This is a genomic window from Shewanella sp. SG41-3, from assembly GCF_014164545.1.
Lineage (GTDB): Bacteria > Pseudomonadota > Gammaproteobacteria > Enterobacterales > Shewanellaceae > Shewanella > Shewanella vesiculosa.
In genome coordinates this window covers 376,155-390,386 of the sequence record NZ_JACJFJ010000003.1, presented here as the reverse complement: position 1 = coordinate 390,386, position 14,232 = coordinate 376,155, and the positions used below count along the sequence as shown (strand labels likewise).

Here is a 14,232-nt window from a genome sequence, read left to right as displayed (position 1 = left end):
CCACTCATGTTGAGTAACACGAATACTTATCACAGCTAACATTATGTTCTGTATAGCACTTTTACCACATGCCAACCAAACTTTGTTTTGACTAGGTGCGGTGTTATTAGCTCGCCATTGAAACAGACTTTATCAAACGGGGGCACCATTTGACCTTTTTTGAACTCACCTAAGTTGCCACCATTTTTGGCTGATGGGCAGCTAGAATGTTTTTTGGCTAGCACATCAAACTTGGCGCCTTTATTGAGCTGCTTGATGATGTCTTCAGCTTGGGTTTGGTGTTTCACTAATATATGTAATGCTGCTGCAGTTTTGGCCATGATATCGGTCTTAGTTTCTCTGTGATTAGCAGATTATTATACCTGTTTCATCAGCTAAATTGGCAGTAGATCCTTGCACTAATGGATCTATTCAATCCCAATATAGGCAAATACTGTAAGGTTTGGACCTGTTAATGCCTAAATCTTGAAGTTTTATTATTGTAATTTACTAATATTAATGATGCTAATAATGATGTCTTTCATTATGTTATATCGCTACAACACGTTGAACTGACGCTGAGTGGCCAGAAAATTAGCTAATTGAGTATTACATGGATTACAGTATTGATCGGTTGGTAAAAAACGACGAGCACATAACAAAAAGGAAATTTTAATGCTTAAGCGAATCATACCCTTATGTATAGCGAGTGCGATAACTATGGCAATACCTGTTCATGCAGAAGAAGATAAATATATTTGGTTAGAAGATGTTGAAGGCGCTAAGCCAATGGAATGGGTTAAGCAGCAAAATAGCTTATCTGCTACCCATATTAAGGCTTATCCAGGTTTTGATAAATTAGTCGCCAACAGCTTAGATATTTTAAACGATAAAGCCCGCATTCCTTATGCAACTCGTATTGGCGATTATTTGTATAACTTTTGGAAAGATGAAACCCACGAGCGTGGCATTTATCGGCGAACTACGTTAGCAGAATATGCTAAAGCCGAACCTAAGTGGGAAACCGTGATCGATATCGATGCCCTTGGTAAAGCTGAGGAAGTTAATTGGGTTTTCAAAGGTATTGAATGCCAATATCCACAGAACAAGCGCTGTTTTGTTTCATTATCTCGTGGTGGTGCTGACGCTGCTGAAGTGCGCGAATTTGATTTAACAACGAAAGCCTTTGTCGATAGTGCTCAAAAGCCATTTTTGTTGGCCGAAGCAAAGTCGATGCTAAGCTGGATTGATAAAGACACTGTGTTTGTTGGTACTGATTTTGGCGATGCGCAAAGCATGACCGACTCTGGTTACCCAAGTGTGGTTAAATTGTGGAAGCGCGGCACTCCTTTATCTGCCGCTAAATTGGTCTTTAGAGGGGATAAAAAGTCAGTAGCCGTGTCGGGTTATGTGATGTTCGATGATAAAACCCCACTCAATATCGTCACAGAAAGCTTAACCTTCTACACCGCTAAACATTATGTCTATCAAGATAGTCAGTTAGTGTCGCTGCCTATTCCTGAAGATGCCGATTTGAAAGGTTACTTTAAAGGTCAGCTATATATTGAGCTAAAAAGCGATTTAGTCACCTCAAAGGGTACGTTCAAACAAGGTGCCATTGTTTATACACCAGTTGATAAGCTCATTGCGCAAAAACCTGAGTTTAGTGAACTGGTATCGCCAACTGCGCACGCTTCAATTTCACAAGTAGCATTTAGTCAGAATGCTATTTTTGTGACTTGGCTGGATGATGTAAAAAGTAAACTCGTCCGATACATGCAAAACGATAAAGGTGAGTGGCAAAGCAAGCCGGTACCATTTGAAGCCAATGGCACCTTAAGTATGTTTGATGTAGAACGCGATAGTGATGACTTTTTTGTTAATTACACCAGCTTTTTAGAACCCGCCAGTTTATATCGCTTAAATGGCGCGAGCTTAAAAGCCGATAAAATTAAAGCCATGCCGCAACAATTTGACGCTAATAAATTTGTCACCCAGCAGTACTTTGTTAAGTCAAAAGACGGCACTAATGTACCTTATTTTGTGGTGATGGCTAAAGACATCAAACTCGATAGCAGTAACCCTACATTACTTTACGGTTATGGCGGTTTTGAAGTGTCGCGTTTGCCAGCCTATTCGGCCACTATTGGTAAAAACTGGTTAGAGCAGGGCGGTGTTTATGTACTGGCTAACATTCGTGGTGGTGGTGAATATGGTCCTGCTTGGCACCAAGCAGCATTGAAGCAAAATCGTCATAAAGCGTATGAAGATTTTGAAGCCATTGCCGAAGACCTAATTGCTCGCAAGATTACTTCAAGCAAACATCTTGGTATTCAAGGTGGCAGTAATGGTGGTTTGTTAATGGGAGCTGCCTTTACCCGTCGTCCTGAGCTCTATAACGCAGTCGTGTGCCAAGTGCCATTGTTGGACATGAAGCGTTATAACAAATTACTGGCTGGTGCTAGTTGGATGGGCGAATACGGTAATCCTGATATTCCTGAAGAGTGGGCATACATTAAAACCTATTCTCCATATCATAATTTAAAACAAGGGGTTAAATACCCTAAAGTGTTTTTTACCACCTCAACACGCGACGATCGGGTTCACCCTGGACATGCGCGTAAAATGGTCGCAAAAATGGAAGATATGGGCATAGATGTGTTGTACTACGAAAATATTGAAGGCGGCCATGCTGGCGCGGCCGACAATACCCAAGCCGCTCAGTTAAGCTCAATGGTTTACGCTTACTTAATGCAGCAACTTCGTTAAATATAGTCGCTCTGTGATGAGTAAAAAGGGTTTCAGCAGTGCTGAACCCCTTTTTTTGTGTCTGACATTGATATGACTCGGCTCGAAACTCCGCATGTCTCAGTCGTACTCTTTTATGATAAAAAGAGCCGCAGTGTAGTGCTGCGGCAAAATAGCCTGAAGCTAATTGCAAGGGTGCTATTCTCGCCATTAGCTAGGGGGAGGCTAAATGACGATGAATTAATCTGCACTTATCAATTCAATTGCATTACTGGCAAGCGAGCCCTTAATTTGAATCGCAACCTTATAAATCATTGCGGCATTGGCCGATGCTTTACTTTGTAAGTCGAGGTCACTGACATTAAAAGTATATTTACCCGCAGTATCGGTTGCTTCTAATGTTCCGCTACAACTATCACTCCCTGCACCATCGCATTGATAGCTTTGAGTGACATGCCAACGTTTCCAAGCCTTAGGTTTTATCGATAGCGATGCTGGATCAGGAAAGCCAAAATAGACGATATCGTAATTGGCTACATCAATGAGGGCTTCGCCGTCATTATTGGCGACCGTGAATAATAACGAGCCAGTGGTAGCATTAAATGTATCCAGGGTAACAACTACGCTGCTTGCATCATCAATACTAATGCCATCAAGAACTGGTGGTACAACAACTACTGGCGGTGTCACCACTGGCGGTACAACCACCACAGGGGGATCAATAACCGCTACATCGTCATCATTGTCACTATTACAGCCAAAGATTAGCAATGAACTGGCTAATATGGCGCTAAGATATTTAACATTCATCATGCGCTCCTTAATTGTAATGTCCGGTATGGCAGGTCGTGCATTCCATGTCGCTTTTCACACTGGCAGCAGAACCCATCGTTTCGGTGACACCATGGCATGATTGACATGCTTGGGTTGTCGCCGATGGTTTCGCTTCTGCTAATACCGAAATATCCTCGCCGCCATGAGCTCGATTCAATAGATCGACAATGTAATAAGCCATAGTGGCAGATAGGCGTTTACAGCGTTCACCTTTTAATGCGAAAGGCTTTCCTGATGCCGCAGACCAATTACTAATGGATGAATGGCACAATGGGCTGTTAGCAATAGATGTTGCCCCCACTTCTAATGATTTTTCGGCTGTAGAGCCTATCCCTGCAATGAACTCAGCTGAAGATAAAGGCAAATCGTTGGTTTCATAGTAACGGAATGAAGCCCCAATAATCGCGTTGTTTTGGCCATTAATATCATCAAGAATGTTGATCAGCATGCCTGCTGCATTTAAGTTACCGCAAAGAGTACCTTGGCCTACCACGCCAGCCCAACCGTAGCCGGCTAATGCTGTTGGGATAGTCGCAAACTTGTCAGCATCAATACTGGCCGATACCGCGAGCATAGTCACAATGGCGTGAAAGACTTGGTGCATACAACCGCCGCCAGTTTCATAGGCTAGCTTGGCAGTAGCCATGGCATCTAACGGTGCATATTTGAGTTTTTCTCCTAACGCTAAACGGTAGTTTCCATCTGCATCTGTAGCAGCAAATGCTGATGTACCTAAGAGGGTTGCCCCGGCTGCGGCAGTGCTTAATCCAATTATTTTTGTTAATGCTTGACGTCGATTTATGCTCATTTTGATCACCCTTATATCATCATTATTGTTGTGTTTAAGCGCTATGACTTCATATGGCTTAGGCTTATTGTCATATTTTTGCTGGTCGGAATATCGACAGCAACTTGATGACCTAACGATAAGCAATGGGGCGATTAAAGGTGTGATTTATGCCAGATAAAACGGCTTTTAAAATAATGTTCAATTGAGTGAATAAACTTGAACTTTGAAGACTAACCCGCCACAAAAAAAAGCCGTATTTTGTGATAGAAGTCTGATCATTTATAGGATTTACGTACATTTATCTGAGTATTTATTGAAATTAACTGTATGAAATGATGTGACAAATATCGCAATTACATCAATTTTGACCACTATTAATTACAAAGAATAAGGAATTAAAGCGTGAAGATAGCAGGATCACAGATTTTATAAGATTTTCTGCATACACTTTAGCCATTATGTGAAGTATTGAGGCAGTTGGTATGCAATTGGGCCATTGCAGGTTTGATAGCGATAAAGGTGAGCTGATCAATCAGGAAAGTGGTCTGGTGTGGTCTCTTCCCAGAGCAGAGTTACATGTACTGAGATTATTAGTCGAGTATCAAGGCAAAGTCGTTGCTAAACCTATATTAGAGTCTGGTCATAAAGACGGTTCACATCTTAGTTCAGCGTCTGTTGCCAGAGCTATTTTTACATTGCGCTCATTTCTTGGGCCGCAACATGAAACGCTTATCGAGACAGTAAAAGGTCAAGGTTATTTGCTCAGACATCACCGTGCCCGCAAAGAAACCCGTTACCAACGAAGACGTTTTACCATCAAATCTTTACCAGTATTGCTGGTGGTCATAAGCCTTTTTAGTGTATTGCTGCTTAGTCTATGGTGGTTTAATCGGCTTGGTCCCTCAATCAGTCCGACTATGCCGCTGAGTATCGACACGGTAACCTTGGATTCTGGTCAGCAAGTTGAAATGATTTTATATTCGCCCTCAAACACCAATAATGAGTTGTTGATTGCTCAAGGGCAGCTGCTCACTCAGAGTCTATTACATTGTCATGAGACAGTATGGAATAAAGTCTTTCTATCTTTATCTCACGATAAGCAGGTGCTGAACATTACCTTCAGAGGCGACTATTTTGGCCAGTCGATTATTCGTAATATCAAAATTAGCGATTTGCGCCAACCCAAGCGTTTTATCAATCCAGAGTGGCTTAAACAGGTGAGTATTTGTGATTCGTCACCAGTCCAGATCGCCTCTTCGCATCAATCTTGGAGGCGTTAGCATAATGGCAAGAAAAGGGTTATGGCTCATCAACAGTGTTATTTTGCTGTGTTTACTGGCTTGTATTGGGACTATTTACTCGCTCACATCTAAGGCGCCAAACTTTATGCTGAGTTGCAGTTCCGAACTGTTTAATCATCAAGCTGGCGAGGCAGACCATAATCATTACTTATTAGTTGATTTGGTCTCTAAAGATGGCTTGGCGCAAATTAACTATCGTTATTTCGACTTATCCGGTAATTCAGCTGGAACGTTAGCGATGACTGGAAAAGTGAACCGAATTGATACTCAAAGGCAAATATACGATATCTCAGTGACCACAAAACAAGAGTATTTAGGCAGTAAAAATGTTTATAAACCAGAGCATTATGAGTATCTATCGTATGTTAGTGGCATTAATTTAAATAAGAACGGTATGCATTCATTAACTATTCAGGTGCTAGAACGTGATGAGGCAAAAGACTATGCAGTGGTATTGTTTCAGCCTAGTAATACCGTATGTGGGTGTCGTTTAGTCAATTAAAGCCAATCTAACAGGCCGAGACTTAGTATCGGCCTGTTAGATTAGGTGTTGTATTTTTTATACGTTTATCGAATTTAACCTTACTTTTGGGGTGTGCGTTAACTCACCAACGGGCAAAATAGTACGCCCGTATTCGGCATTCAACACTTGCGCCATCGCAAAGTAAATAGCGCTTGCACCACAGAAAATACCTTCAAATCCGGCAATAGTGCCAAGCAATGCATTATCAGTAAAATCGCGCGCAGCCAGTAAGAAAAACAATATGGTTAATGAGCCAAATATTACTTGTTTTGCTCGAGGGTAGCGTAACGAACCCACAAACATAAAAGCTGTAAATGTGCCCCACAGGGTTAAATACCAGCCCATAAAGTGTGCTGGACTGGCCGCTACACCCATATTAGGCATTAAAATAATCCCCACTAAGGTTAACCAAAATAAGCCGTATGAGGTAAATGCCGTAGTACCAAAGGTATCGCCCCGCATAAAGCACATTATGCCGACAATCACTTGGCCAATGCCCCCGTAAAAGATCCCCATTGCGAGGATCATCGAGTCAATGGGGAAATAGCCAGCATTATGAATGTTGAGCAGTATGGTGGTCATGCCAAAGCCCATTAATCCTAATGGTGCAGGATTCGCTAATTTTGTAACCATGATGTTTCCTTAATGGAAAAATATAACGACCAAATAACGTCGCTAGAGATTAATTTGTACCCCGATTGGGCAAGGCGCGCATTTTAGAGAAAGCTTCAGCGGGTAGCAATAAGTGACAAGGGAGCCATGATGTTAGTAGTAAGATAGATATTATTATTTAAAAACAATAACTTAGTATTGCCTCGTACGATAAGTGTGTTAAGTATATTAATATGTGAGTAATAAATTATTTAAATTCAATTAGATACAGAAAACACCTTCAACTGGTGTGATATTATTCAAGTCGTTGCTATTGCTGTGATGGGCCTCAAATATAAGGCTAAACTGTTGTCAAATCACCTAATGAAGTCGTTACTGCAGCAGGCTAATTTGTGACGTAAGCAACACTAACTGATTAAGTTTGTAGCGGCTTGCAAAAACAATATTTACTGTAAATTAATCGTTAACCTCTGCTCGAATTAACGAATAGGATAAATGCGCTAAAGTCAGTATCTATGACCTATTTTGTATCAAACGTGTGATTTGTGCCCCAGACCACAGACTAAATTTCTACTGCTAGTTAGTCTGTGGTGAGGTGTTAACTAAAACTACATCAAATAGGCCAACATTATTTTGGTTTATTTATCATCGGAGGTTATATGCAGCATAAGTTTATTACGACGGTCTTAGGGACTTTACAGCCCAATCTTTTGCAATCACTTGCTCAGGTAAGCCGTGAAATTGGCGCAAGTTGGGAGACCAGTAAAGTCATTAAACTCGATGGGCAATTTGTTGCAATGATGCGGGTGATGATAGATGCAGATAAAGAAACGCTATTAAAACAAACATTAGAGCAGAAGTTTAGCCAACTAACCTTTGTGTATGCTGAATTTGAAAGTGAATCGATACATTTTTCTCAAGAGTGTAAGCTCACTTTAGATTGCAGTGACCGTTCAGGGTTAACTCATGATATTAATGAAATTTTAGCGGATCTTGATGTCAGTGTTGATCACCAAGAATGCTACCGTGTGCAAGTAACCAGTTTAGGCAAAACGGTATATAGTGCCAAGATGACGTTAAGATTACCTGAGAATGTAACCATCGCGTTGTTAGTCTCTCAACTTGAAACCTTAAGCGACAATATTCGCATCGGCATAGAAGACTAAAATACCTTGAACTAACGTCCACTATGGATTTAGCTCAAGATGTAAACCATCATATTGAAAATAAACATATAGCGAGAAAGACGGTAGCTTTTTGAACCGTACTTGGCTTTAATCACTGCTTTGGCCTTGGGTTAAGGCAGTGATGCTTTATTGACGGCATTGACGGTTTTATTGGCTGTGTCGCCATCAGCCAGGCTGCCAATGACAACCTGGTTGATGAGGCTCTGCGGCAATTACACCGTTGGACGGTGCAAATCAAAGCGTAATTCTTCAGCAATACCATAATAAGCCGATGGGCCGCCGGCTCTAAATACCGGATCTGCTAATGCGGTTTGGTAGATACCTTCAGCGCTGAGTAAGTGCTTGTCAATGTGCACTGCCACAACCTCTCCGAGCACTAACCAGCTATCAATTTTGTCACCATTTGCTGCCGTTAGTTGGATGCATTGCGACAGTTTACATTCGAAGCTAACAGGACTTTGTGCAATAAGATCGGCCTTAACAATATTACCTGCTATTGGCGTTAATCCGGCAAATTCAAATTCATCAGTACCATGAGGAAGTGCGGCAGATGTTTGATTCATTTGTACTGCTAGGTTACGGGTAGTGAGGTTCCACACAAATTCGCCAGTTTCAACGATATTAGCCACGCTGTCTTTCCAGCCGACACTGGCAAAACCGATAATTGGCGGATCATAGTTAAAACAGTTAAAGAAGCTATAAGGTGCAAGGTTGCGTTGGCCATGAGCATTACGAGAAGAAATCCACCCTATTGGTCGCGGGCCTATAATGGCATTGAGTGGATTATGTGGCAGACCATGGCCTTTGCTTGGTTCATAAAAGTAGCGGTTATCAGTACTCATATCTTACCTTGTTTTATTGTTAAACGTGTCTGATGGTATCAAGTAGGTTAGTGGCAATAATATCAGTAAATCAGCCCCATTAAATTCATACTATCAGATCCATATGATGACTTTATTAGCCTAATGGTGACCTTTACTATCACGGGTTAAATGCCGTCCATAGTAATCGCAAACCAACGATGATCATTAAGCTAAGAATGATTTTTTTAAACTGTTTTTCGTCAAATTTATCCTGGATGCGTAGTCCCAATTTTACGCCAATCCAAGCGATAGGCGCTAATGATGCCGAGATTAATAAATTGCTCAGGTTAATTTGCCCCAACATACTATAGGGAATTAACTTAACTAAATTTATCACCGCAAAAAACACTACGGCAGTTCCCAAGTATTCTGTTTTAGCTAAACGCAGTGGGATCAGATAGGCATTTAATGGTGGTCCTCCCGCATGGGCAACAAAGCTGGTAAAGCCTGCAATGGTGCCGCACATTCTACCAATTAGCGCGGATGGTTTTCGTTGTGACCATTCACCTAATGTGAGGCCGTAGATGCCAAACCCTAATGAAATCACGCCAAGTATACCGCGTAAGTATTGTTCATTAAGTTGATCAAATAATAGATAAGCCACCACAATACCGACGATAGCAGCAGGCAATAAAATCCACAATTGTGCTGTATTTTGCTTCCCCCACCACGAGCGTACACTTAAAAAGTCCATATAAACGAGCAAGGGTAGCATCACTGCCGCAGCGGTTGCGGGGCTAATCGCTAATGCTAATAACGGCACAGTTAACCCGCCAGCACCACCAGCAAAACCTGATTTTGATATACCTGTGATTAATACTGCTGGAATAGCCACTAACCAAAATAATGGATCTGTTAACACCGACACTCCTGCGCCAATCATGATTATTGGCAATTAATAGTAGATAGTTAGAATTGGCAATTTGGATTATTAGGGAAAGATAATATCACTGCCTAATGGTATATGCTCAGCTGGTGAATAGCATATTTAATCTCAACTTAGGAGAAATGCGCGATGATCTAATTGAGCGAATAGTTACCCTAGGGCGTTATTGTACTGATCAATAATTATCTATTTACCCTTGTGGGTGCAATTAATTTATTATGATGTGAGACAATAATGTTGGTTAATTTTAGTTTTATGTTGAAAAGCGTTATTGCCTGATATCCTATTGCAAAATAACGTGATAATTTACGAATAAATGGAATTCACATCGTTAATGGAGGAACAATGCTGGCATTTTTGAGCGCTCATGGAAATGTGCCTTTTTCAATTGCACTGGTAATAGTGATCATGTTGGGCACGTTTGAGCTTATCGCAATGATTGCTGGTTTAAGCATTTTTAGCGCGTTAGACAACTCGTTATCAGTCGATATTGATACTGATGTCGATATGGATGCTGAAACGTCTATCACCGGTATGACAGGTTTATTGGGCTGGTTGTGTCTTGATCGTTTACCGCTGCTTATTTGGCTGGTATTGATATTAAGTAGCTTTGCGATTGCAGGCTATGTGATTAACTTTACTAGCTTACAAATCTCAGCAGCACTACTGCCGCAACTTATCACTGTGCCTATCGCGTTTATTATTACGCTTATTTCTAGCCACTTCCTCGGCAATGCTGTTGCCAATATTCTTCCTAAAAATGAAACCTCGGCTATTTCTGTTGACTCTCTTGTCGGTTGCGTCGCTACCATTACTCAGGGGCGTGCAGTTAAAGGCATGCCTACAGAGGCGGTGGCACGTGACGAATTTCAACAAAAACACTATGTATTAGTTGAGCCAGAACGCCTAGGCATTGAATTTGTCCGAGGCGCGGAAGTTGTACTGTTAGCTCGCAAAGGCAAGGTGTGGACGGCTGCACAAATTTAGTTAACTTAATAATAATCACTCTATATTTTCAAACGGTCATGCCATTGCATTGTGCTGACATGATCGAATTACTCTGTTGTATTTAAAAGGACATTAAATGGAAACCTTAACAAGCTTTGATTCTGGAAGCAGCTTTATCTTATTAATTGCAGGCCTAGTTATATTAGGTTTGATTGTAATAGGACTGATTTTTGCCAAACTGTATAAACGCGCCAGCAAAGAAATGGCATTTGTGCGAACAGGCTTTGGCGGTGAGAAAATCATTAAAGATGGTGGCGCAATTGTGCTGCCAGTGCTGCACGAAACGATTTCGGTCAACATGAATACCTTGCGTATTGAAGTCGAAAAAAACCAAAAAGATGCGCTGATCACCAAAGACAGAATGCGCGTGGACGTAAAAGCCGACTTCTATTTACGAGTAGCGCCGAATGCCGAAGGGATTTCTATGGCGGCACAAACCTTAGGCACTCGTACTAATCGTGTTGAAGAACTCAAAAAATTAATGGAATCAAAGTTTGTCGACGTATTACGTACCGTGGCAGCCGAAATGACCATGACCGAAATGCACGAGCAGCGCGCTGACTTTGTTCAGCGAGTGCAGAATAATGTCGCCAACGATCTTGAGAAAAACGGTTTAGAACTCGAATCTGTTTCACTGACGGGTTTTGATCAAACTGACTTGCAATTCTTTAATGAAAATAATGCATTTGATGCCGAAGGTCGGGCACGTCTAGCTAAAATTATTGAAGAAAAACGTAAAGAAACCAACGATATTCAACAAGAAAACCGCATCAAAATTGAACAGCGTAATCTTGAAGCGGAAAAAGAATCGTTAGAGATTGAAAAGTCGGAAGAAGAAGCACGCCTCGCGCAGCAGCAGTCACTTGAATTTAAACGTGCCGATCAAAAAGCTGAAATCATTAAACAAAAAGAAAACAAAGCCCGCGAAGAGCGTGAAGCCGAAATTGCTAAAGAGCGCGCAATTGAAACCGCTGAAATTGAAAAAACCAAAGACATCGAAACCCGCGAAATTGAAAAATATAAGTCTATTGAACAGTCACGCATTCAGCAGCAACGCGATATCGAAGTATCAGAACAAGACAAACGCATTGCCGTAGCCGCTAAGTCAGAAGAAGAGTCTGCCGCCCGTGCTCGCGCCGCAGAAGCGGAAAAAACTAAGGTAGAAAAAGAAGAAGCGGTGATTACTGCGCGCCAAACTGCTGAAGCTAATCGTCGTAAAGACATCGAAGTTATTGACGCTCGCAAAGAAGCTGAGCGCGACGCAGTAGGTGTTACTGTGAGAGCGGAATCAGAAAAAATTGCCGCGGAAGATAGAGCGAGTGCCATTTTAATTGAAGCGCGTGCCAGTGCAGACGCTAAGATGCTCAAAGCCTCAGCCGATGAGAAAATCTATGCAGTAGAAGCGGCAGGTAAGCGGGCGCAGTACGAAGCTGAAAACGTACTGAGCAACGAACAAATTGCCTTACAAAGATCATTAGCGATATTAAAAGCCTTACCTGAAATTGTCGCACAAGCGGTTAAACCACTGGAAAACATCGAAGGCATTAAGATTTTACAAGGCTATGGTACGGGTAATCAGTTTGGCAATGGTGAGAGTAACGCATCGCAAGGTGGTATTGCTGAGCAAGTGACAACCGCGGCACTAAATTATCGTGCCAATGCACCTGTTGTCGATGCCATGCTGCGCGAGTTGGGGCTAGTTAATGCAGAGTCAGGTAATTTAAACGACCTACTGACAGGCAATAATACACTGACATCTGAAGCGATTAATGCCATTCAATCGGCCAAAACAGACTTTAGTGTCGATGAAGTTGCCCCTGGGGTTAATCCAGCCCAATAAGCTGATTACCCTGAGGGTTTACATAACAGAGTGTTGTTATCTTGATCTATTAATAATAAAAAGCGTCGATAGACGCTTTTTATTATTTACCTGACTGATGAGCATCACACCGCGATAAACCATAAATCAGTCACGCGGGTAAAATGGCTTTACTTTAGCTTTGTGATACCAATTAACACGCAAATGATACCCCCTGCCATTCCTGCCCATGCTTCTATCGGTGTATCACCACTTAATGCCCTAGTAAATTGAGAGCTCGCTGAATCATAAATATTGTAGCCCCACAAAGCTAAAAAAATACCCGCAATGACAAGCACAATTCCGATAATTTTATTATTCATTCTTACTCCAGACTCTGATGACGTTATCCTTGATGGACCTAGTTGAATAGACCTAGTTGAATAGACCAATGTTAATAGCCTCTATTATTAGCCATAAGACTGACGCTGCAAACGAAAAACGGACATTTAAAAGGTACATTTACAGATAGTTTTCGTTAATGAGCAGATAAATGCTCGCGTGTATCGAGTTATTGTCGTTCAAATAATACTGCTATAAGCTAAGTCATTGCTGGCTGTATCAATACCTCTATAAATGATTTTGGTGATTTCTATTGTGGTTTAAAGGCATTAAATTCACCTCTGATTTTTTCTATTCGCTCACGATTCACCCCAAAATCAGAACTGCCAATACGCGAAGCTGATCTAACATGTATGGTTATTTTATCCGCTGCGGTTGATGGGAAGTAAAACTCCACATCATCGACAAAGCGCATTATCTGCGAGGTAAACTCTACGCGAATATAATCGTCCTCAACCACAACGATATTGGCACGCTCTGCAGTCTTGAGTATGTGTAACAGGCGCACTTGTGCTTGCTGCTGGGTTCCGCTGAAATACAGCGGTGCGATAGCGTGCTCTTCATCTGCTGAGGTTTGTTGGCTATTAACGCAGTTTGGCGAATTAGGGCAGGGGGTCAATTGGCTATTATTGATGCCTAAGGTCGGTACAGTGCCAGAGCAGCCCATTAACAGCATCATGCTGAGTGTGATAATTGAAATCTGTTTGTACATTATTAATATCCTTTTATTTATTTTCACGGTGACCGTAACTTAATACTCGAGTTATTTGCCATTTGTCGTCTACTTTACGCCAAACCATGACAAAGTCAGCTTTACCTTCGCATTGGTTGGTTTTATTGTGACAAAAGATATGTTCCCCTTCGGTAATCGCCCCAAAATCTTTAATCGGGTGGACGTTAAAAGAGCCCTCAACCAGCTTTCGAGTGTAATGGCCACAGGCATTATTTTTCGTATTGGCGATCATGGTGTCACGATCCCAGGTTACTCCGCCATTATCATGATAAAACTCGACATCAGTGGCAAAGTAGCTCGCATGTTTCTGCAGTTCTTCAGGATTTTCACAATGATTAAATGAGTCAAACACCGCGGTATCAAGCGCTTTCATTTGGTCAGCTAAGCCGCCATCATCTGCAACCGATGACATCGAAACCAAGGTTAATAAAACTAAGTAGATTTTTTTCATTACTATCGACTCCTTGAGAGTAAGTCACCTGAACTCAGGATATGTACTAATGTTGAGTTCGGACAGCATAACATTGAGCTTAATATTATTGGCCGGCTAACATCGCCGCCAACCTTT

General features: G+C 41.6%; 15 protein-coding genes. 6 read left to right on the top strand and 9 right to left on the bottom strand.

Going from position 1 to position 14,232, the window contains the following annotated elements; genetic code table 11:
* Positions 1-41 precede the first annotated feature (41 nt).
* A complete protein-coding gene (locus tag H5164_RS07755; protein ID WP_182696821.1) occupies positions 42-320 on the bottom strand; it encodes a peptidylprolyl isomerase in 279 nt (92 codons plus the stop codon).
* A 334-nt stretch (positions 321-654) separates the two neighbouring features.
* Here H5164_RS07755 and H5164_RS07750 point away from each other — a divergent pair, with 334 nt between their 5' ends.
* Positions 655-2,748, top strand: coding sequence for a prolyl oligopeptidase family protein (locus H5164_RS07750; protein WP_182755464.1), 2,094 nt, complete (start codon positions 655-657; stop codon positions 2,746-2,748).
* A 219-nt stretch (positions 2,749-2,967) separates the two neighbouring features.
* Here the strand turns inward: H5164_RS07750 and H5164_RS07745 are convergent, their stop codons facing one another.
* Together H5164_RS07745 and H5164_RS07740 are read right to left on the bottom strand one after the other, a co-directional pair.
* Positions 2,968-3,537 (bottom strand): hypothetical protein, encoded by a 570-nt coding sequence (locus H5164_RS07745; protein ID WP_124015217.1) that lies wholly within the window; start codon positions 3,535-3,537, stop codon positions 2,968-2,970.
* Between the two features lie 10 nt (positions 3,538-3,547).
* Positions 3,548-4,369, bottom strand: coding sequence for a cytochrome C (locus tag H5164_RS07740; RefSeq protein ID WP_124015216.1), 822 nt, complete (start codon positions 4,367-4,369; stop codon positions 3,548-3,550).
* A 464-nt stretch (positions 4,370-4,833) separates the two neighbouring features.
* Between H5164_RS07740 and H5164_RS07735 the strand changes: the two genes are divergently transcribed.
* Together H5164_RS07735 and H5164_RS07730 are read left to right on the top strand one after the other, a co-directional pair.
* Positions 4,834-5,631 carry a helix-turn-helix domain-containing protein gene (locus H5164_RS07735; protein WP_182741733.1) on the top strand — a complete coding sequence of 266 codons (798 nt, stop codon included), beginning with the start codon at positions 4,834-4,836 and terminating at the stop codon, positions 5,629-5,631.
* 4 nt (positions 5,632-5,635) lie between these two features.
* On the top strand, positions 5,636-6,154 hold the full coding sequence (locus tag H5164_RS07730; RefSeq protein ID WP_182696817.1) for a hypothetical protein: 519 nt from the start codon (positions 5,636-5,638) through the stop codon (positions 6,152-6,154).
* Positions 6,155-6,211: 57 nt separating this feature from the next.
* Here H5164_RS07730 and H5164_RS07725 read toward each other — a convergent pair whose 3' ends face one another.
* Positions 6,212-6,808: an acetate uptake transporter gene (locus H5164_RS07725; protein ID WP_182741734.1), complete on the bottom strand. Its 597-nt coding sequence runs from the start codon at positions 6,806-6,808 to the stop codon at positions 6,212-6,214.
* Positions 6,809-7,446: 638 nt separating this feature from the next.
* On the opposite strand from H5164_RS07725, the gene H5164_RS07720 reads away from it, so the two are divergent.
* Complete coding sequence (locus H5164_RS07720; protein ID WP_182696816.1) at positions 7,447-7,953, top strand: glycine cleavage system protein R; 507 nt, start codon at positions 7,447-7,449, stop codon at positions 7,951-7,953.
* Positions 7,954-8,186: 233 nt separating this feature from the next.
* On the opposite strand, the gene H5164_RS07715 is transcribed toward H5164_RS07720, so the two are convergent.
* Together H5164_RS07715 and H5164_RS07710 are read right to left on the bottom strand one after the other, a co-directional pair.
* Positions 8,187-8,816: a flavin reductase family protein gene (locus H5164_RS07715; protein WP_182755462.1), complete on the bottom strand. Its 630-nt coding sequence runs from the start codon at positions 8,814-8,816 to the stop codon at positions 8,187-8,189.
* A gap of 139 nt (positions 8,817-8,955) precedes the next feature.
* Entirely contained in the window at positions 8,956-9,699 is a 744-nt protein-coding gene (locus tag H5164_RS07710; RefSeq protein ID WP_182755460.1) for a sulfite exporter TauE/SafE family protein, read from the bottom strand.
* Between the two features lie 369 nt (positions 9,700-10,068).
* On the opposite strand from H5164_RS07710, the gene H5164_RS07705 reads away from it, so the two are divergent.
* Together H5164_RS07705 and H5164_RS07700 are read left to right on the top strand one after the other, a co-directional pair.
* A complete protein-coding gene (locus H5164_RS07705) occupies positions 10,069-10,710 on the top strand; it encodes a YqiJ family protein (protein ID WP_124015209.1) in 642 nt (213 codons plus the stop codon).
* A gap of 97 nt (positions 10,711-10,807) precedes the next feature.
* Positions 10,808-12,571 (top strand): flotillin family protein, encoded by a 1,764-nt coding sequence (locus tag H5164_RS07700; RefSeq protein WP_182755458.1) that lies wholly within the window; start codon positions 10,808-10,810, stop codon positions 12,569-12,571.
* 149 nt (positions 12,572-12,720) lie between these two features.
* Here H5164_RS07700 and H5164_RS07695 read toward each other — a convergent pair whose 3' ends face one another.
* The 3 genes from H5164_RS07695 to H5164_RS07685 all read right to left on the bottom strand — a co-directional run bounded on the left by H5164_RS07695 (position 12,721) and on the right by H5164_RS07685 (position 14,115).
* Entirely contained in the window at positions 12,721-12,912 is a 192-nt protein-coding gene (locus tag H5164_RS07695) for a DUF3185 family protein (protein ID WP_124015207.1), read from the bottom strand.
* Between the two features lie 269 nt (positions 12,913-13,181).
* Complete coding sequence (locus tag H5164_RS07690) at positions 13,182-13,643, bottom strand: DUF1499 domain-containing protein (protein WP_182723596.1); 462 nt, start codon at positions 13,641-13,643, stop codon at positions 13,182-13,184.
* Positions 13,644-13,656: 13 nt separating this feature from the next.
* Positions 13,657-14,115 carry a nuclear transport factor 2 family protein gene (locus tag H5164_RS07685; protein WP_182696810.1) on the bottom strand — a complete coding sequence of 153 codons (459 nt, stop codon included), beginning with the start codon at positions 14,113-14,115 and terminating at the stop codon, positions 13,657-13,659.
* Positions 14,116-14,232: the final 117 nt, after the last annotated feature.

Bases quoted from the DNA above. Each gene is read 5' to 3' on its own strand.
- H5164_RS07755 (WP_182696821.1), bottom strand. From the start codon at position 320: ATGGCCAAAACTGCAGCAGCATTACATATATTAGTGAAACACCAAACC.
- H5164_RS07750 (WP_182755464.1), top strand. From the start codon at position 655: ATGCTTAAGCGAATCATACCCTTATGTATAGCGAGTGCGATAACTATG.
- H5164_RS07745 (WP_124015217.1), bottom strand. From the start codon at position 3,537: ATGAATGTTAAATATCTTAGCGCCATATTAGCCAGTTCATTGCTAATC.
- H5164_RS07740 (WP_124015216.1), bottom strand. From the start codon at position 4,369: ATGAGCATAAATCGACGTCAAGCATTAACAAAAATAATTGGATTAAGC.
- H5164_RS07735 (WP_182741733.1), top strand. From the start codon at position 4,834: ATGCAATTGGGCCATTGCAGGTTTGATAGCGATAAAGGTGAGCTGATC.
- H5164_RS07730 (WP_182696817.1), top strand. From the start codon at position 5,636: ATGGCAAGAAAAGGGTTATGGCTCATCAACAGTGTTATTTTGCTGTGT.
- H5164_RS07725 (WP_182741734.1), bottom strand. From the start codon at position 6,808: ATGGTTACAAAATTAGCGAATCCTGCACCATTAGGATTAATGGGCTTT.
- H5164_RS07720 (WP_182696816.1), top strand. From the start codon at position 7,447: ATGCAGCATAAGTTTATTACGACGGTCTTAGGGACTTTACAGCCCAAT.
- H5164_RS07715 (WP_182755462.1), bottom strand. From the start codon at position 8,816: ATGAGTACTGATAACCGCTACTTTTATGAACCAAGCAAAGGCCATGGT.
- H5164_RS07705 (WP_124015209.1), top strand. From the start codon at position 10,069: ATGCTGGCATTTTTGAGCGCTCATGGAAATGTGCCTTTTTCAATTGCA.
- H5164_RS07700 (WP_182755458.1), top strand. From the start codon at position 10,808: ATGGAAACCTTAACAAGCTTTGATTCTGGAAGCAGCTTTATCTTATTA.
- H5164_RS07695 (WP_124015207.1), bottom strand. From the start codon at position 12,912: ATGAATAATAAAATTATCGGAATTGTGCTTGTCATTGCGGGTATTTTT.
- H5164_RS07690 (WP_182723596.1), bottom strand. From the start codon at position 13,643: ATGTACAAACAGATTTCAATTATCACACTCAGCATGATGCTGTTAATG.
- H5164_RS07685 (WP_182696810.1), bottom strand. From the start codon at position 14,115: ATGAAAAAAATCTACTTAGTTTTATTAACCTTGGTTTCGATGTCATCG.